Raw genomic sequence first — 18,642 nt, 5'->3', positions numbered from 1 at the left:
TATAAATAATAAGAGAAATCAGTCACACTTCAAACTCAGAACACAACCCTTCGATTATCTCACTGTAGTATTGTGGAACAGGCGCATTTTCACATGCCTTATTAGTTGAAATAGATGTTAAATTCAGTTCAAAATATTGAATTAAAGAATTGTGTAAAGAATGTGGAAAATAGTCTTTGATGAGTGAAATAGATAATAGATCTATTGCAGGTTTGTTATTAATTAACTTATCATAAAATGAAGTTTTAAATCCTCCTTCAGCTTTCGTTTCAAAAAGCTGCTTCTTAGGTGCATCACCACTAGAGGTAAGCACAATATTTCCTTGTAATTTAACTTCCCAGAAGCCATCTTTTTGTAAACGCCAAAATGGATATTCAGGTCGCTGACTCTTTATTTTTTGACCATATATCTCAAGCAAAAACTTTAGTTGATCATAAACTTCATACTGGAAGTTAAATAATCGTTGGTGGCCATTCTTGTACTGATTAAGTACATATAAAATCAATAAGGGTTTGTGTATTGCTGTTTTTATGCCTAACTTCCAACGTTTAATACCAGAAAGCTTTTCTTCTAAATCTAACATTTCCATACTACTCATTACACAAACCCCGAACCACTCATTTATTTATACATTATCATTATCTTATAATTTAAGATCGAAGAAGAAATCAGAAAGCATTCTTCCCCAATTGCCACGTATATCTTGCATATCTCGGCGCACTCGCTCCATTGCCTCACCTTCACATCGTGCCCATGAAGAAAGTAACAGTTTCAATAACTCACGATGTTCATCAGATAGCTTATTATAAAACTCATAAAACTCATGATCTTCATTGATAGTCACTAAAGTCACACCCGCTTTAACCGCAACATCAAAAAAAGCGCGACTATCTAATTTTGCTTCCAAGAACTTCAATTTTTGGTTATTTTCAATTGTTTCAGTTGCTTTTTGTTTTGCTTCTTTTTGAGGGATACTACTTGTAAACTCAAACTCTTTTGCCAGCTCAGAAATTTGATCTACTTTACTTGTATTTGTTGCAAGCTCTTCTGATTTAGTTTTATAACCCCCATCAACACGAGAGGTAATAACGGCATCAGATACTTTTTCTGCATAAGACACTTCTGTTTTCGCATTTACACAGCCGACTAAGCGTTTATCGTTAGGCATTGCTTTACGCAAGTGTTTAATATTTCGCTTTATCTCAGAAACGATTTGATGCATAAACCAACGATAAGGATCTTCCTGTTTGAATACTTTCAGAAACTCTATTTCGTTATCTTCATAACCATTTAAGTGCGCTTCTTTTTTAAGATCAATATCTTCGAAATTTACGGCAGCTTGTTTATTATTAGTGACACCAAAGAATTCATCCAAAGCAGGTTCAAAGGCGACTTCCACTCCCCACCAGCGTTCTTGTGGTTTTCCATTTGTAAGAATTTTAGTTAGCTCTAACTCTCGTTTGGCACGGACAATAGAGATACCAATATTATCGGCACAGTGCTTGCCCCACTCAGTCCCGCCTACTTCTGTTTTTATGTCAGGAAGTGAACGAATACTGCCGTGACATTCTTTATCTACATGTGAATAGGTAATCGTTACTGTCGATGACTTGCCTTCACCTAAATCAATCTCGATCTCTTCTGGCTGTTCAAATTGCTTAAACAAACAATTTTTTTCATATGGCGTTGGTAGCTCTTTTAACGAAGTATTGTTTAACAAATATAGTGGGTCATTAGCTTTAAACGCTTCCTCTATAGTAATCGTTAAGGCTACTTTTTTTACATAGGACTTGAACAATATTTCACATCTATTTTCTTGGATGAAATGGCGATACATCCGCCCTACTAATCGCTCAGAATGCGTATATATTGATTTACTGGTTTTCCAGTTTACACGGTCTAATTTTGACCAAACAATTAACGTACCAGTGTTAGATTGAGAAGCTTTACTTGCCTCTAACCATTTTGAAGGTATTTTTTCTTCTACCGGTACTGGTACTGATTCAATATCACCCGACTCAATTAAATCAACATCTAAAAATGTTTTATATGTTTTCCCATTTTTCCAACTCCATACATCGACCCTTCTACATTGAGAAATTGATGCATTAGGAAGTCCCATTCCAAATTTACCAATACCATTGGGATCATCTTTATGGCTTGAACCACCAAATTGCAATGCTTCTTGCAAAATTTTAGGGTTCATACCAATGCCATCATCTAAAATGGCAATTTCTTCTAACTGTTGAAGTTTGCGCTTTGTATTGACGGTATAGCCATCGATACAAAGAAGTTGAACTGTTTTAGCTTTTGCTTGAATACTGTTATCGATCAATTCTGCGATTGCGTGAGCAGCTGTTTTATAACCGTTATCACGCATTGATTTTATTGCCAGTGACGCAGGGATGATGTTATGTGACATTTATATTTCCAGTAATTTTTCTTATTTAAAATTAAACAATTAACATCAATGTTGGTCGTTTATCTATACTCTTTGCTAATTAAAACTGCGCTTTACCTTTACCAATCTTCAAACATATTTTCAGTGCTGCCTTCTTCAGGTTCTGCAATAATAGATTCAATAGAAGTCAACGCTGCGGTAGGGTCTAACACTGATTTAATATAAGCAAGTCCTCCATTTGCATACTCTTCAAATATTAACAGCGCTTCTTTAAAATTAGCTTTTGCCATCATTGAAATATCATCTGTTTCTGCTAATGCCAATGAATAAATAAATGGGATATCTGAAATATCATCAAAAATGCGTAATGGTATTGGCTCACTACTTTTTGAAAATTTGTATCGTTGTTGCTTTTTGTACCCCAAGGATGCTGCAAAAACTAGAGCGCTTTTATTTGATGGGAATAACTTTTCTTTTTTTAAAATTTCGAGTAAATCTTCATGCTCTTCAGGTCGACGAACTCTAATATCATCGATACGTTTTGATTCAATAGCCATTATGCTTCCTCTAAAGTTGAAAATTCGAAACCTTCATCTGAATAACGTAAATATTCATTGTCTTCAATGTTTTTAGCCACATCCGTTGTTGAATGATGTATTAATCGATATGAGTTACCAACACGTTCAGCACAAGCGCTTTTCACTGTGCCATTCCACTGAGAATTAGATACGAAAATAATGACTTGGTCTGCAAGATTAGCAACACGTTCAGCTACTTTAAAGCGATAATCATCATCTAGTGCGCCGAATGGTGAGTCCATGACTAATGGGTACAAACCTCCTTTGAAGAACTTACCGCCTTGCTCATGTTTTTCTTTAGCTAAAGATATAATGCTCGAGATAAATGATAAACTGGTTACTTGCTTTTCACCTGTCGATTGCTCTTTTGCTTCAATATCACCATATTGAGATCGCTTTTCAATTTTTAACTGAAAATCATTATCTATAAACGCCCTTACATCTTTTCTAATTATTTGACTAAAGGTTTTGTTAACTCGATCAGATAAATTTTCTCTTACCTGATTAGTAAAACTTTCATTTAATTCTATAAATGCTTTCGCCACATTATTTGCAGCTGTAATCCTCCATACAACGAGTGAATGCTCTTTTTGTTTTTTTTCTAGTTTTTCTAATGTTTTTGTTTCTTGAATAAGCTTCGTATTTAATTCTGGAATTTTTTCTTCTAAATGGTAAATATCCCTATTAAATGCTGTTAACTCTCTTCCTAATTCTTTACTTAAGTCTTCTAACGCATTTATTTCATTATGCTTTATCGACCCAATCTTCAGACCAAGTTCTGATATTTTATCTTCGTTATCTTTTTTAGTCTTACGATTTTTACTTTGCTGCTCTGATAATTCTTCTGTATTTTTTTTATAATCTAAAAGATTATTTTGTTGATTCTTAATTAAAGATGAGACACTCGAATATACCTCATCTAATTCATCATTACCTGCTGATTCTTTTGCTTTGGTTAATGCTATAAGCACCTCACCTTCACCATGAATTGGCCTACCGCAAATACAACTATCTTGTTCAATCAGATCGTCAATAAATGGAGCTCTGACCTTGTAAGGCAATAATCCTTTTTTACGATTAAGGTCTACTAGCGCTTCACACTTATCAACTAACGTTTGTGATAAAACAACAGCTCTATGTTTATCTATAAGCTCTTTTCGTAAGCGTTCATTGTTTTTAATATCATCCTCTATTCTTTCGTTTTCATTATTGAGTAACGAACGTTGTTCTTGAAAGTGCTTGGATTCTTTAAAGCCTTCTAACTTTTTCTCGACGTCATCTTTGCGTTTTACTTTTTCCTGTTTATCTTGTTTTAACTCAGCCAATTTCTTATTGAAATTATCTAAATCAGTACCCATTTGTGCCACATCGCCAGATAACGTTTGATAGCGTTGGTCAGATGTTTTTGCATTTATTTTACGAAAACTTTCAGAAGCTTTTTTCAGATGTCGTTCTGCACGCTCTATTTGCTTAAGCCCCATCAAACGTTTGATTGCATCTTTTATTTGACCACTCTCATTTACACCGGCTAACTTTTCTATTCGTTCGCCATTAAAGAAAAAATAAGGGTGTAGACTTTCAGGTAATACCTTATTAATTTCAGAAGTTGGAGTTGTAATAGGTTTGGTCTGCCCATCTTGTTCTGTTTTATTTATTTTGAACTCTATAGTTTTTAGATCTTCGACTTCATTATTCGGCAACTTCCTAAATTTAGCACTCCGTATAACTTCGTATTTGTAGCCATCTTCTTCAAAATTAACAGTGATGCTGAGTTCAACAATTTGACCGGTGTTAGCATTATGTACTGACGCTTCATTTAAAATATGCTCAGTCCCAGTATCAAAATCAGTTTTCCCATAAAAACACCACTTAAATGCATTTAACAAAGACGTTTTCCCGCTTCCGTTAGCCCCATGGATAACGGTAACATTTTGCTTGGGAGAACAAGCAAAATTGAGTGTCGTTTCTTTCCAAAACTGTCGGAAGTTCTTAATGGTAATCTTTTTAATTTTCACTCTTCACTACCTTTTCAATTAATTTAACGACACTTTCAATTGTTTCTTTTTCTTTTGATTTATTTTGCTTTAAGTCTGAGATATATAAATTTGTTTGCTCAATGGTCATTACACTGTGCAGAATCTGTTGCTCTTCTTTAGTGAGCCCGTTAATAATTTCTTTTTGAGTTTTCATTGCAACTGTACTCCGTGCATGTCAGCAAGGTTTAATAATAGGGTTTCATTTTCTTTTCTGTTTTCAGCCAGATAATTGTATTCCAAGCCGCGTCTAACTTCTTTTTCAATAAGTGCAGGATTCGCATCTTCACCGTTAGGGGGCACGACAATGAAATCGTAAATTACGGCCTCTTCTTTACCAGGAGAGCGCCTTAGAACTCTTCCTCGGCGTTGTATAAACTCCCTTGGATTTGAGGTTGAAGAGATAACAAATGCTTGTTTAGTGGCAGGCACATCAACACCTTCATCTAGACATTTAATCGCTACGATGGCATCAAGTTCGCATCGTGCAAATTTATCTAAAATATTCTTTCTTTCTTCTAAGCTCTCTGTCGCTGTAAATTTTCGTGTTTTTATGCCTAATTCTTGCCCTAACATACTTAATACTTTTTCAATCTGACGGCTACCTTCATCATCAGTATGAGAGCCACAATATATTAACGTATGTTGCAACTGATTATTTTTTTGTAGTTCTTCTAATTGATTTCTAAGAATAATTAACTTATTAGATGCACCACCTAACAGTAAGTCCATCTCGTTCTCTGCTTCCAATTTACTCTGTTCATCATTTTCAAGTTTTTTTGTAATAGCTTTATAGTCTTGGTATTCGTCATAGTTAAATTCACAGACAGATGGGTAATAACGATATTTAACTAGATAACCAGCATTTATCGCATCTTCTAAAGAGAACTCAAAAACAGCATCACCGAAGTAATCAAACAATGCTTCAGTACCTTCTTCGTCATTATGCCTAAATGGTGTGGCTGTTAACCCTAAACGATACTCTGCATTCTTCGGTAATGCGTCTAAATAAGTAGGAGAACCTAAATTATGAGCCTCATCAGCCACAATCATGATGGGTACTTTCACACCACGTAATAAACGCTGAAAATTTTCACTCGCCAATGTCGCATTGGTAACCATTGCTTTGACAATACCCGATTTGTGGATTGATTGATGTGATAATTTTTCAGACAAAGTCTCTCGCCAATTTAAGCTTTTTTCATAGCATTTTGTCGCTTCAAAACCAAATTCTGCAGCCTCATCATGCCATTGATCAAGTAAATGTTTCAGAGGCAATACAAATACAATAAACAAAGGTTGTTTTTGCTTTATAAATTTATTTTTTAGTTTTTGAACTGTTGCCAAGGCAGTAATTGTTTTGCCTGAACCTGTCGCCATTACATACATACCATGGCCTTTATTTTCGCTCCAATTTTGCATCGCTTTTTGCTGGTAAGGCCGTAAATTAATATGTGTACCTTCGTTTTTCTTCGGATAATTTTTTTTCTTTGCATCTGAAAAGCTATCAATACCTGCTAATAATTTTTTAGAAGGAGTGAATACTTGATAAAATGCGTCTTCGCCAATCCATAAAGTATTAAATCGATCTTGAATTGAAATAATACGTTGTTGCTCTCTAGTTGTTTCATCAACATATACATCAATATATTCCCAATTACTCTTAGCATTGCCGGTTAAATTGAAAGAGCCATTGAATGCAATTTGGTTATTTTCAACGTCGGTAGCAATCCCCATTTTTGCATGAAATAGATTATTTCCACCGCTTAATGGATACGATATTTTAAAGTCTAAAACTCCCGCGACAATCAAATTACTTAAAAGAGTACGACTATCTATATCCATTAATGCCAACTCATCTAAAACAAAGCTTTCTAACTCATTTTGCATTTGATCAATAGACTTAATTTCAAACCCTTTATTCATCGCTTCCGCATCTTTCACATTAAGGTTAGGGGAGATAATCCAGCGACTTCTCCCCTCATTTAATGCAAATTGGTGAATACCATTTTTGACATCTGCAAGCCAGTTTGACGAGAAATAACCGACACCGACATCAAATGTTTTAGCACACGATAAAACTGGCGAAAAAAAATCATCGTTAGGATTTTGATAACCAGTTGTTAAATTAAGTGGGATAGAAAGATTTTTAAACGTCATTAGAAATTCTCAAATTCATTAATCATTTGTTCAAAAGAGTCATCAACATCAATAATAAATTCTGGTTCGTTTATACCTTTTAAGTTATTACGTGACTCTAATGCTACATTTTTATTTTTAGCATGTGCCCTTAAGTCTCTAGCAACTGTATTAGTGGGAAGGTCAGATAGGCGGTAAAATTCATACAAGAATAATCTTTCATTACGATCTATGTAGTGATCTGCTATAGCAATATCTTTAGCGATAGTTAAAGCTTGATTTTTGGCTCGAGGTGATAACTTTGAAAAATCTCGCATTAAATCTTCTTTAGTCGATTTTTGTTGCAATGCGTAGATACTGCGAATAAAGACTTTGTATTTTTCAGATTCACTCAAGAAAGATAGTTTATAAATATCTTTTCTAATTTGCCTTATTTCTTCTTGGGTAACTTGGCCATCAACTTTAGCCATAACTGCAGCTATTTTCCCAACTAATAAAGCATACTTTATATCATTACTTTTGTGATTTAAACGCCCAATTTTATTAAAAAAAACAATAGGGACCGCAATTAAAGACTTCTCAATATTAGCAACAGATCCATTAACAATTTTTGGTAAACACTCTAAACCTGAGTTGGTTAATAGGTCTTCAAATTCATTAAGTCCTGACGAGACTTCTATATCGATAAATTGAGCTTCATCTATTAAATCCCAAGTCCCAACAAAATAACCTTCATTTTGAATTTGAGAACTTATCTCTGCTAATAACATTAGCTTCTCCTTGGTATGCACCCACAATCAAAAATCAAAATCAAAATAAAATCACACACGCACCACAAGATAAAGTAATAGTAAACACCTGATATTACACAACAAATTATCAATTGCATACAATTCTGCGGAAGAAAAAGCAAAAAAATTACTTGTTATTCATCTATTTTTGAAGATTCATTTTCATCTACTTTTATTTTTTACATTTGTGTTTATAAAATGATGGATTTCATTTGGAAGCTTTGTTTGTCGATCTTTGTAAAAATTCGACTATTACCTGTAGTAGTAATGAAACACATACTCAAATTCAATTAGATTTTTTATTCCTGTTAAGAGTTTAAAATAACTCATACTGAACAGGCTTATTCATTGGAAAATAAAAAAACAGCGCTCAAAGGGCTTTGAGCGCTGTGATAATTGCGTTACTAACTATTACACTTTAGTAAAGATTAAGCGTTCTAGTTCTAGTCCCACTTTTACAAAGTTTAGGTCTAGTTGGTACAAGCCTTTCTCTAGTTTAACTTGCAGGCCTTCAACGGTAATCACTTTACCGTCGGTGCCGTTCACGCCGAGTGACATACTGAAAATGCCATTTAAGCTTAAGCTACAAGACGATTGTGCTAGTGAGTTACGGTCGTAACTAATCAAACCACTACATTGGTAAACACCCGCTTCGGCAACTTCAATAATAAGCGTTTTATTGGCTTTACAGTTAAGCTGAATATCGCTTTCAATCGCAATAACATTATTTGCTACAAGCTCGCTGCTTGCTGCAAACGCTTTAATCGGCTCGTAGGCTTTCAGCGGGCGATTCATCACTGGCGTATCGATAATGAAACGACAGATGTTCATTGCACAACGTTGCAGTTCACCAATGGTTAATGTGCCCTTTTCTAATGCTTCAAGGGTATCGTCGCCCATGCTGTTACTTTCTGCACCATCGTTTTCAACCACCATGTATAGGTCGTTTTGCGAGCGAACCATGTAAGAGGTATAGGTTTTATCCTCTTTGCCCGCTTCAATTGGACAGTTCATTTTCGCCCACCAGTCGGTCATCACGATACCTTGATAACCCCATTCTCCACGTAATACAGTGGTGTTTAGGTCATAGTTCGATGCGGTCCAATGTCCGTTGATTGGGTTATAGGCACTCATGATGGTTGTTGCTTGTCCCTCTTTTACCGCCATTTCAAAGGGTTTAAGATGAATTTCACGTAACGCACGTTGCGACATCACACTGTCTACATCCACGCGCGCTGTCTCTTGGTCGTTCGCTGCGTAATGTTTGATTGTGCCTGAAACGCCCGCTTGTTTAAGGCCACGTGTCTGCGCTGCGCCCATGGTACCGGTCATTAATGGGTCTTCTGAAAAGTACTCAAAGTTACGACCATTTAATGGGTGACGGTGAATGTTAATACCAGGGCCTAATAATGTATCGATATGATTGGCGTTTAGCTCTTCACCGATAAGGTTAAATAACGCTTCGTTTAACGGTGTATTCCACGTACAGCCTAATAATGTACCGATCGGAACTTGTGTTGCTTGATGTCCACTGTCCATGCGAATACCAGAAGGGCCATCGGCAGCAGCGGCAACCGGAATACCTAGATTAAACAGGCTATCGGAAACACCACCAAATGCAGAGGCGGTGCCCGGTGTGACTTTAGGGCTACACATGCCTTCGCCACGGACAATCGTTGCCAGTTGCTCTTTGCTCATCTGCGCGACAAAATCGGTTAATGAAGCACGACCTTGTTTCACATCGATCAGTTTAATGCCTGTATCACCCGTGATTGGGTGTGAGGTTGGCATGTTATCTTTGATGCGATCAGCTAATGATATGGTACGTTGTGGTACGTCTTCAAAGGTAGCTTGATAAAGACCATTGTCACTTAATACGCCCGGTTTTAAACGGATGAAAGGTTTAACTGGCGCTAATACTTCACTTAACGTTTCAGTCACTAATAGCTTTTCTAATTCAAAGGTCGATGAAAGTGCTTGTGCGTCACGCACACTGCCGCCGCTATAGAACTGATAACTGCCCGCTTCTAATACGTAGCAGTTTGCATTACCCGTTACGCCACTATCGTCAAAAGAGGCAAGTGTAGTGAGTGCAATTGAAAGTCGTAATGTTTCATTTTCGCCCGGCTGTAAGCTTTTGGTTTTTGCAAACCCTACTAATTTACGTGCAGGTTGACCCAGTTTGCCTTGCGGTGCTGAGACATAAAGTTGGATAACCTCTTTACTGCTATGCACTGCCCCCACATTTTCGACGTTAATATCAAAATGCAGCACTTGTTCCGCGCCGATGCCTTCAACATAATGCGCAACAAGCTTCTGGCTAAAGGTGGTATATGACAGGCCAGCACCAAAAGCATATTGTACGGCTTGCGGGTTAAATGTTTCGAAGTAACGATAACCGACATAGATGTCTTCTGCGTAGAAGTTGTAATCTAAACGTCCAAAGTTGGTTGATGATGGGTAGTCAGCCAATTGATAAGCGATGGTATCGGTCAAACGGCCGCTTGGTGAAACATCACCGCTTAACAGGTCTGCTAGCGCATCACCGCCTTCCATACCTGCAGCCCAGCTGTATAACACCGCTTGAATTGCGTGTTTGTTTGAAATGCTATTTAACCATGACATGTCCATAATATTGGTGACATTAAGCACCACAATGACGTTATCGAAATGGCTTGTTACTTTTTCAAGCATCAATAGCTCTGTTTCGGTTAATCGGTAGCTACCTGCTGTATCGGCATTATCTTGGTCTTCACCTGCGGTACGGCCGATAAAAAACAGGGCTTTATCTGAATTTTCTGAGGCTTGTTGAACGATTTCATCTTCAAGCAGCATCTCTTGTTGGAACCAAGGTTCCGCAGCCCAGCCGCCACCGCCATCATCAAAGGGATGATCTGCAATCCACGTTTCGTAGATGCTCACAAGGGATTCATTGATCTCAATAGCGGCATTAGCGCGCAGGCCTTCAAGCGCACTCACTGCATATGGCACATTCACCGCACCGCCCGAACCGGTACCACTGCGGTATGTGTTTATTTGACAGCGACCAAAAAGTGATACTTTCTCACCTTTTTTTAACGGCAATGTCTGATTTTCGTTTTCTAATAATACGATACCTTCACTTGCGGCTTGGCGACTTACAGGTACAAGGTTTTTCTGAGCGATGCTAATTTTTTCAGTTTGCATATCTGTCTGTCCAACTCAATAAATGGGAAATAGGATGTTTTCAGTTAGTTTCGCTGGTTATACCAAAGGAATTAATAAAGTGATCATTCTTGCTGGTTAAAATTATTCCTAACTGCGTTGTGAATTTTGAAGTGAGAACAACTATCTCCTGCAACTCACGCCTTATTAGTAATAATTTTTCCTACGCAAACTCTGAACACCTATTAAATTCCATTGGTATTAGGCGTTGCCTGCTGGTAGATTTTAAAGCGCGACAACACTTTAAAATCCCCTTTCGGTGCAACTCTCTATACCCATTGCCAATCAATATCAAAAATAGAGAGGCCCTGTAGGTTGGGATTTATCCCATCATTCCTTTATTGACGGCCTAAAGACCGACCTACATGAAAAGCATTAACAAAAATGCTGGGGTTAGATAGCTTTCCTGCTTACAGGTTGCCAACTTTTACTGCTACTGAATAAATTTTTTATCGTTATCATATTCGCAGCTTGTTGCGTTGTACTAACGTTGAAAAATATTCTAGAAGGTATAGAACGCTTTTGTGATTAAAAAGCGTCAAGTACTAATACTATCGTGTCACCCTTTATTAACCGTGAAACCCAACAAACCAATTAATGATCAATGCATTCGCCAAGTCGATAAAGAAACCACATACCAATGGAACGACGATAAACGCACGATGGGCAGCACCATACTGCTGTGTTACTGCGGTCATATTAACGATTGCAGTGGCGGTTGAGCCTAATGTTATTCCTCCAAAACCTGAGCTGATAACGGCGGCCTCGTAATCTTTGCCCATAAAGCGGTAAACGATAAAAACGGTGAACAGAACCGATAATAGCGCCTGTAAAATCATCACGGTGCTTAGGTAAGCGAGTGCACTTTGTAGTTGCCAAAGTTGCAAGCCCATTAACGCCATGGTTAAAAACATGCCCAAGCAGATATCGGATATCAGGCTCAGCCCTTTTTTGGTGCCCGCCTTTATCTCTCTTTTTAGGACTAACGTTCGGAAGTTACCAATACATATCCCTGCGATCAGGCAGGATACAAACATTGGCAGTTGTAATCCGGTTTCTGCAATCGCAGCATCTAATAAGTAGCCAATCATCAAGCTGACGTTTAACATTAACCACGCATGCAATACAGAGAAGTGATCCAAGTTAACGTGATTTTCGTGGCTGATACCAATGTCTAAATCATCATCTTTATTGGTTTTAAGTTTATGACGATTGATCAGGTAGTTGGCAATAGGACCGCCCATTAAACAGGCAAAGATCAAACCGATCGTATTACTGGCAATCCCAATTTCAGAAGCCCCACTTATACCCATCTGTTCAAAAATAGGTGCCCAAGCAACGGTTGTTCCGACACCACCAATCAGTGAGATAGAGCCCGACATCAAGCCTAATATTGGCTCTAAGCCAAAGGCAGTGGCGACACTTACCCCTAATACGTTTTGTAAGAGAATATAAATAATGGCCAAGGCGGTTAAAATCAGCAGCGGTTTTCCGCCTGAGATGAGGCTTTTGAAATCGGCATTCAAACCAATTCCGGCAAAGAAATAGAGCAGCAAGATATCTCTAACCGCTAAATCGAACTCTATCTGTTTATCTAAAAAATAATAGAAGAGCGCGACAACCGCAGCACAAACAAAACCACCAATCACAGGCTCTGGAATACTGTATTTTCGTAACAGCGGCGAATGCTGCGTGGCGAACTTACCTATAAACAGCAAAATGATTGCTAAGGTAAAGGCGACAAATCCTTTAACATTAATGATTTCCATAATTTTCCTAAATTAAAATGGCGATAACTGAATTAACGCCATGATATATAATTTACTATTATGATGTCAGCACTTTCCTCTCGTTTTAATGGTTGAAATTGTGTTACTGGTCAATAACCCCACTAGATTTTATTCCTCACTGTCATTATTCTTAACACTCAACAATGTTAATGAATTGTTATTTGCCAAGTGGCTGTTAACAAGTTAAGTTGCCTTTACTATTAAATTCAGGGAAGAATATGAAAATGCCACAAAGAGATATTACGCTGCGATTTTTAGCGGAAACACAGGATGTGAATTTTGGCGGTAAGGTGCACGGTGGTGCCGTGATGAAGTGGATCGATTTAGCGGCTTATGCCTGTGCTGCAGGTTGGAGTGGTCGTTATTGTGTAACCGCTTATGCGGGTGGCATTCGTTTTGTTCAACCGATTCATGTCGGTAGTTTAGTCGAGGTTGAAGCGAAGGTTATTTATACCGGTAAGTCATCAATGCATATCGCGTTAGAGGTGAACGCCTGTGATCCTAAATCGCTTAATCGCCGTTTAACCACCCACTGTATTGTGATTATGGTGGCGGTGGATCAGAATGGACACTCGGAACGTATTCCTGAATGGGTACCAGAAACAGAAGCCGATATTAAACAGCATGATACGGCAATTAAGCTAATGAATATGCGTAAGAAGATTGGCGAAGAGATGCAAATTTTTGTGGAATAGCGACCTCAAACACCTTTGGCTTCAATACAGTCAAAGGTGCGTTGCCTCCCCTTTAAACAAGCGCGCTTTTATCTAGCTCATTTTGCAACAGTTCTCGGCCATTAGTTTCGATATGTTCTAGAAACGCAGAGGCGATGAGCGTTGGTCTTTTTGAGCTCGACCACATAAAAAACCAATGTGAATCTATCGGTAACTCATTAACAGGTAAACGCACCAACCCGCTTTGTCCCCCATAGGTTAAGGTATGTGCTGAGATAATAGATATCCCCAGTTTCGACATCACCGAATGTTTAATCGCTTCATTACTTTCAATGGTCATCTTTATATTTGCTTGCAACTTATGTTGTTTAAGCAGTGATTCGATAGCATAACGGGTGCCCGACCCTTTCTCGCGCATCAAAAAAGGGGCTTCACATAATTGTGCGAGACTAATGGTGCTCTGTTTAGCCAACGGGTGATCTTGATGTGCAATGGCGACCAGTGGGTTTTCTAAAAACTCAAGGCTGTGTGCTTCGATATCACGCGGAGGATGGCTAAACACATAAAAGTCATCAATCCCCTGCTTCATGCGTTCAATGGTTTGTTCTCGATTACCGATGGTTAACTGGATATCAATATCTGGGAATTGCTCACAAAACGGGCCAAGCAGATGTGGAATAAAGTACTTTGAGGTCGTTACCACCGCCAGCCTGAGGGTGCCTGATTTAAATTCACGTAGGTTACCGAGGGTCATATCTAATCGGCTGAAGCTATCGAGCACTTCAACTGCTGTTTTTACTAACTCTAAACCTACCTCGGTAAACACTAAGCGTCGATTAACATATTGATACAAAGGCTCGCCAATCGCATCACTTAGTTTACGCATCTGAATAGAAACAGTTGGTTGCGTTAAAAACAGTGATTTGGCAGCTTCATTAATGCTGCCTTTATCGTGCACTGCTAATAATATTTCCAACTGCCTCATGGTGCCAACATGGGCATGTAATCGAGATTGCATAACGACTCACTTATTGCGCTGATTAGAGTTTTATTCAATATAGATAATAATCTATATTGCAATTAGATTATATCTATTTTCATCTATCTTTCTTTTTTGCAATACTGCTGTCATTAACAAGAAACAAGCACTTGCGCTGATGTGGGCTGTTTTACGCTTGCTATAACTCTCTTAGTATATTGATTTTGAATGGCAATGAAGAATATAATAGCGCCAATCTTTACCACCTCAATACACAAACGCTAATAGGGAAGTAACAATGAGTAAATTTAAAGTCGCTATCATCATGGGTTCTCAATCTGATTGGCCTGTAATGCGCAATGCTACCACGCTGCTTGAAGAATTTGGTATCCCCTTTGAAGCGATGGTGGTCTCTGCTCACCGTACCCCAAAAAGATTATGCGAATTCGCTGAATCTGCTGAAGGCAAGTATGACGTAATTATTGCTGGTGCAGGCGGCGCGGCACATTTACCAGGCATGGCAGCAGCAATGACATGTGTTCCTGTGATTGGCGTTCCTGTGCAAAGTAAGGCACTAAAAGGAATGGATAGCTTGTTATCTATCGTGCAAATGCCAAAAGGTGTTGCTGTAGCAACGCAAGCGATTGGCGAAGCGGGTGCATTTAATGCGGGCCTATTAGCGTCGCAATTACTGGCTATGCATGATGAAGAATTAAAAAGCAAAGTGAAAGCTTGGCGCCAGAAACAAACTGAAAGTGTTGCGTGGGAGGTAGAATAATGCGCATCGCGATAGTGGGATGCGGACAGCTTTCTCGCATGATGGCCCTAGCAGGTTTACCGATAGGTCTTAAATTTAGTTTTATTCACGATGATGCAAGCCAAAATTTAGACTGTGTTGAAGGTTTAGGCATTATCGAACGTTCACCTAATCCGACAAAAAATGCAGACGGCACAAACAGCTATGATGCTGATGCAATCGCCGCGCTTTATGTCGCACTGGGTGAACCTGAATGTATTAGCGTTGAAAAAGAACAGGTTGATCTTGCTTTAATGCAAGCCCTAGCGAAATGTTGCCCTATCTACCCAAGTGTTGAAGCGATTGAAGCTTGCCAACACCGTGGTAAAGAGAAGCAACTGTTAACTGATTTAGCTATTCCAACCTCGCCTTATCTTTATAACGCAAGCGCCATCGAAGCAGGTCAAAAACTGGGTTACCCAGCGATGGCGAAGTCTTGTACTGAAGGTTATGACGGTAAGAATCAGTGGGTCATTAAAAATGACGCAGACGCGCAGGCTTTCGACAAACTTGCAATGACTGATTACATCATCGAAGCGTTTGTGAAGTTTGAAAAAGAGATCTCACTGGTTTCTGCACGCAGCCAAAGCGGTGAAATCGTGCATTATTCACTTGCTGAGAATCATCACGAGCAAGGTATGTTAACGCACTCAATTGCGCCGGCACTGAATATTCCAGCACATCTTCAGCAACAAGCTCAAGATTACATGGAAAGCCTGCTGAACAACTTAGAGTATGTTGGCATTCTAGCGATTGAGTTTTTTGTGGTTGGCGATGCACTGATGGTCAATGAATTAGCACCACGTGTTCACAACAGTGGTCACTGGACACAATTAGGCAGTATTACTTGTCAGTTTGAAAACCATGTTAGAGCGTTAGCTGGTTTAACATTAGGTAGCACAGAGCAAATTTCGATGACCGGTATGTTTAACCTTATCGGTACCGCTCAGCCTCCTTTGGATGCACTAACAGCAAACAGTAAGCTGTACTGGTACAACAAAGAACCTAAAGTGAAAAGAAAACTGGGTCACATTAACTTTATTGTTGAAAATGAACAACAGGTTAGAGAACAGATAGCACAATTAGCGGCGAGGGATTAATCACCAAACCGACTCATTACCTTTCTACCCTCCCCTAAAAATGACTGTTAGTCCTTAACAGTCATTCAAGTTCATTTCCAGCAATGATAAGAGCACAACAATTTTTATTGTGTTCTTTGCATGCAATTTTTTTATATGGAGATGGATTAAATGCTTGGCAATCGTTTTGAGAATATTAACTTAAAGGGAGATATCTTTGGTGGTGTGACAACCGCAATCATCTCTTTACCCTTAGCACTCGCCTTTGGTGTGGCTTCTGGAGCCGGCGCAGAAGCGGGTCTTTGGGGCGCTATTATGGTGGGCTTTTTTGCTGCCCTTTTTGGTGGCTCCAATACGCTCATTTCCGAACCTACCGGCCCAATGACGGTGATCATGACGGCGGTATTAACCAGCATGATGGCAAAATACCCCGAGACGGGCATGGCGATGTCGTTTACGGTGGTGATGATGGCCGGTGCCTTTCAAATATTACTGGGTACGCTGAAACTCGGAAAATATATCACCCTAATGCCCTACAGCGTAATTTCAGGATTTATGTCTGGTATCGGGGTTATCTTAATTATTCTGCAGTTATCCCCTCTTTTAGGGCATTCAGCCCCTGCCGGTGGTGTTATTGACACGCTATCAGTCCTTCCTGATACCGTGCTTAATATGGATGTCAGTGAGCTCTTTTTAGGACTACTTACCCTAGGCGTTTTATTTTACTTCCCTAAACAATACAGAAAATATGTGCCCGCGCAGTTGGTGGCATTAGTCGCAGTGACGTTGTTATCGGTTCTGTTTTTTGATGCCGACAGCATTCGCCGTATTGGTGAAATTCCTGCCGGTTTGCCTTCGCTGGTGATGCCGCACTTTAACGCAGAGATGATCACTAACATGGTATTAGATGCCTTAGTGTTAGGTACATTAGGCTGTATCGATACCCTACTAACGGCGGTTATTGGTGATTCACTGACACGTAAAGAGCATGACTCAGATAAAGAGCTACGCGGCCAAGGTATCGCCAATATGATCTCTGGTCTGTTTGGTGCATTGCCTGGTGCAGGTGCAACAATGGGCACAGTAACCAATATTCAGGTCGGTGCCCGATCGCCTGTATCTGGCATGGTGCGTGCGCTTGTTTTAGCATTAGTCGTGTTAGTCGCAGGTGGCTTGACCGAGCCGATCCCGATGGCCGTGCTAGCGGGTATCGCGGTATATGTTGGTTTTAATATTTTAGACTGGAGCTTTATTCAACGCGCCCATAAGGTCAGCCTACCCGGTATGGTGGTGATGTATGGCGTGATGTTATTAACCGTGTTTGTGGATTTGATTGTGGCTGTCGGTCTCGGGGTATTTATCTCTAATATCATTATCATTGAACGACTCAGCCGCGAGCAAGCACGTAAAGTAAAAGCGATCAGTGATGCCGATGAAAACGATGTACCACTGACGGATAATGAACGCATATTGTTGGATAAGGCCGATGGCAAGGTACTGTTTTTCTATCTTTCAGGGCCGATGATATTTAGTGTCTCAAAAGCAATATCACGCCAACATGCGAGTATTTCAGATTATCAGGTGATGATTTTAGACCTCTCAGATGTCCCGATGATCGATGTCACCGTTGGGTTAGCGCTTGAAAATGCAGTAAAAGATGCGCAGGATGCCGATTGTGAAGTATTGCTATTATGTCCGAATCAGGAAACGCGTCAGCAGTTAGAGAAGTTCCATGTGCTAGATTTAATCAACAGCCAACACCATTATCATCACCGAGAAGAGGCACTACGTGTTGCACTTGAACATGTAAGCGATAGGTGATCCGCCCTACTGTTCGCAACGTATAATTAGGTAAGCGATGGTATTTCCCCTGCTATCTTAGAGGAAATACTATACTGTTTACAACCATCACGGTGACAACGATTTAGGGGAATATTATGATGCTCGTTTTTTATATTATTTGTGGCTGTTTGGTTTTTGCACTCTCAGGTTTATTGATGCAATTTAATCGCCGCGCCATTTACCGACGTCGTATCATTCGTCACTTTGCAGCGCAAACTCACCCCAAGTTATTCACTCTTTCACAAGCGCAAGAAGATAAGATAAACCAATGCTTTTTAAAACGCATAAGTATTCAAGAGTGCATTGACCAGTTGTAGTTTGATCTGTATCGCTTAT

General features: G+C 39.2%; 15 protein-coding genes. 5 read left to right on the top strand and 10 right to left on the bottom strand.

All coding sequences use genetic code 11. The annotated features are described in order from the left end of the window. Window positions 1–22 precede the first annotated feature (22 nt). From QQK09_RS05225 to gltS, 9 genes are all read right to left on the bottom strand, one after another. The gene (locus QQK09_RS05225) at window positions 23–589 is read right to left on the bottom strand and encodes a phosphorothioated DNA-binding restriction endonuclease family protein (protein ID WP_284203060.1); all 567 of its coding nucleotides are present in this window, start codon (window positions 587–589) and stop codon (window positions 23–25) included. A 54-nt stretch (window positions 590–643) separates the two neighbouring features. Beyond that, the gene (locus QQK09_RS05220) at window positions 644–2,422 is read right to left on the bottom strand and encodes an ATP-binding protein (protein ID WP_284203059.1); all 1,779 of its coding nucleotides are present in this window, start codon (window positions 2,420–2,422) and stop codon (window positions 644–646) included. Between the two features lie 98 nt (window positions 2,423–2,520). After that, window positions 2,521–2,958, bottom strand: coding sequence for a DNA phosphorothioation-associated protein 4 (locus QQK09_RS05215; protein ID WP_284203058.1), 438 nt, complete (start codon window positions 2,956–2,958; stop codon window positions 2,521–2,523). Further along, entirely contained in the window at window positions 2,958–4,994 is a 2,037-nt protein-coding gene (locus tag QQK09_RS05210; protein ID WP_284203057.1) for an AAA family ATPase, read from the bottom strand. The genes QQK09_RS05215 and QQK09_RS05210 overlap by 1 nt, the downstream gene beginning before the upstream one ends. Further along, a complete protein-coding gene (locus tag QQK09_RS05205) occupies window positions 4,984–5,169 on the bottom strand; it encodes a hypothetical protein (protein ID WP_284203056.1) in 186 nt (61 codons plus the stop codon). The genes QQK09_RS05210 and QQK09_RS05205 overlap by 11 nt, the downstream gene beginning before the upstream one ends. Continuing rightward, window positions 5,166–7,172 carry a DEAD/DEAH box helicase family protein gene (locus QQK09_RS05200; protein ID WP_284203055.1) on the bottom strand — a complete coding sequence of 669 codons (2,007 nt, stop codon included), beginning with the start codon at window positions 7,170–7,172 and terminating at the stop codon, window positions 5,166–5,168. Before QQK09_RS05200 ends, QQK09_RS05205 begins: the two co-directional genes overlap by 4 nt. Further along, the gene (locus QQK09_RS05195; RefSeq protein WP_284203054.1) at window positions 7,172–7,921 is read right to left on the bottom strand and encodes a tellurite resistance TerB family protein; all 750 of its coding nucleotides are present in this window, start codon (window positions 7,919–7,921) and stop codon (window positions 7,172–7,174) included. Before QQK09_RS05195 ends, QQK09_RS05200 begins: the two co-directional genes overlap by 1 nt. A gap of 432 nt (window positions 7,922–8,353) precedes the next feature. Further along, a complete protein-coding gene (locus QQK09_RS05190) occupies window positions 8,354–11,128 on the bottom strand; it encodes a glycoside hydrolase family 3 protein (protein WP_284203053.1) in 2,775 nt (924 codons plus the stop codon). A 587-nt stretch (window positions 11,129–11,715) separates the two neighbouring features. Further along, entirely contained in the window at window positions 11,716–12,915 is a 1,200-nt protein-coding gene (gltS, locus tag QQK09_RS05185) for a sodium/glutamate symporter (protein WP_284203052.1), read from the bottom strand. Window positions 12,916–13,154: 239 nt separating this feature from the next. Between gltS and QQK09_RS05180 the strand changes: the two genes are divergently transcribed. Next, the gene (locus QQK09_RS05180; RefSeq protein ID WP_284203051.1) at window positions 13,155–13,631 is read left to right on the top strand and encodes an acyl-CoA thioesterase; all 477 of its coding nucleotides are present in this window, start codon (window positions 13,155–13,157) and stop codon (window positions 13,629–13,631) included. A 52-nt stretch (window positions 13,632–13,683) separates the two neighbouring features. Here QQK09_RS05180 and QQK09_RS05175 read toward each other — a convergent pair whose 3' ends face one another. Next, the gene (locus tag QQK09_RS05175; protein WP_284203050.1) at window positions 13,684–14,628 is read right to left on the bottom strand and encodes a LysR family transcriptional regulator; all 945 of its coding nucleotides are present in this window, start codon (window positions 14,626–14,628) and stop codon (window positions 13,684–13,686) included. A gap of 259 nt (window positions 14,629–14,887) precedes the next feature. Between QQK09_RS05175 and purE the strand changes: the two genes are divergently transcribed. From purE to QQK09_RS05155, 4 genes are all read left to right on the top strand, one after another. Further along, the gene (purE, locus tag QQK09_RS05170) at window positions 14,888–15,367 is read left to right on the top strand and encodes a 5-(carboxyamino)imidazole ribonucleotide mutase (protein ID WP_284203049.1); all 480 of its coding nucleotides are present in this window, start codon (window positions 14,888–14,890) and stop codon (window positions 15,365–15,367) included. Continuing rightward, on the top strand, window positions 15,367–16,485 hold the full coding sequence (locus QQK09_RS05165; protein WP_284203048.1) for a 5-(carboxyamino)imidazole ribonucleotide synthase: 1,119 nt from the start codon (window positions 15,367–15,369) through the stop codon (window positions 16,483–16,485). The genes purE and QQK09_RS05165 overlap by 1 nt, the downstream gene beginning before the upstream one ends. 150 nt (window positions 16,486–16,635) lie before the next feature. Next, complete coding sequence (locus tag QQK09_RS05160) at window positions 16,636–18,285, top strand: SulP family inorganic anion transporter (RefSeq protein WP_284203047.1); 1,650 nt, start codon at window positions 16,636–16,638, stop codon at window positions 18,283–18,285. Between the two features lie 116 nt (window positions 18,286–18,401). Continuing rightward, window positions 18,402–18,623, top strand: a complete 222-nt coding sequence (locus tag QQK09_RS05155; protein WP_284203046.1) for a hypothetical protein — start codon at window positions 18,402–18,404, stop codon at window positions 18,621–18,623. Window positions 18,624–18,642: the final 19 nt, after the last annotated feature.

The sequence above is a fragment of the Psychromonas marina genome (genome assembly GCF_030161115.1).
Taxonomy (GTDB): Bacteria; Pseudomonadota; Gammaproteobacteria; order Enterobacterales; family Psychromonadaceae; genus Psychromonas; species Psychromonas marina.
This window is presented reverse-complemented; position numbering and strand designations above follow the sequence as displayed.

What these genes read in the sequence shown, in the direction of transcription:
- QQK09_RS05195 (WP_284203054.1), bottom strand. Translation starts at nt 7,921, where the DNA reads ATGTTATTAGCAGAGATAAGTTCTCAAATTCAAAATGAAGGTTATTTT.
- gltS (WP_284203052.1), bottom strand. Translation starts at nt 12,915, where the DNA reads ATGGAAATCATTAATGTTAAAGGATTTGTCGCCTTTACCTTAGCAATC.
- QQK09_RS05165 (WP_284203048.1), top strand. Translation starts at nt 15,367, where the DNA reads ATGCGCATCGCGATAGTGGGATGCGGACAGCTTTCTCGCATGATGGCC.
- QQK09_RS05220 (WP_284203059.1), bottom strand. Translation starts at nt 2,422, where the DNA reads ATGTCACATAACATCATCCCTGCGTCACTGGCAATAAAATCAATGCGT.
- QQK09_RS05175 (WP_284203050.1), bottom strand. Translation starts at nt 14,628, where the DNA reads ATGCAATCTCGATTACATGCCCATGTTGGCACCATGAGGCAGTTGGAA.
- QQK09_RS05205 (WP_284203056.1), bottom strand. Translation starts at nt 5,169, where the DNA reads ATGAAAACTCAAAAAGAAATTATTAACGGGCTCACTAAAGAAGAGCAA.
- QQK09_RS05180 (WP_284203051.1), top strand. Translation starts at nt 13,155, where the DNA reads ATGAAAATGCCACAAAGAGATATTACGCTGCGATTTTTAGCGGAAACA.
- QQK09_RS05155 (WP_284203046.1), top strand. Translation starts at nt 18,402, where the DNA reads ATGATGCTCGTTTTTTATATTATTTGTGGCTGTTTGGTTTTTGCACTC.
- QQK09_RS05215 (WP_284203058.1), bottom strand. Translation starts at nt 2,958, where the DNA reads ATGGCTATTGAATCAAAACGTATCGATGATATTAGAGTTCGTCGACCT.
- QQK09_RS05200 (WP_284203055.1), bottom strand. Translation starts at nt 7,172, where the DNA reads ATGACGTTTAAAAATCTTTCTATCCCACTTAATTTAACAACTGGTTAT.
- QQK09_RS05225 (WP_284203060.1), bottom strand. Translation starts at nt 589, where the DNA reads ATGGAAATGTTAGATTTAGAAGAAAAGCTTTCTGGTATTAAACGTTGG.
- QQK09_RS05160 (WP_284203047.1), top strand. Translation starts at nt 16,636, where the DNA reads ATGCTTGGCAATCGTTTTGAGAATATTAACTTAAAGGGAGATATCTTT.
- purE (WP_284203049.1), top strand. Translation starts at nt 14,888, where the DNA reads ATGAGTAAATTTAAAGTCGCTATCATCATGGGTTCTCAATCTGATTGG.
- QQK09_RS05190 (WP_284203053.1), bottom strand. Translation starts at nt 11,128, where the DNA reads ATGCAAACTGAAAAAATTAGCATCGCTCAGAAAAACCTTGTACCTGTA.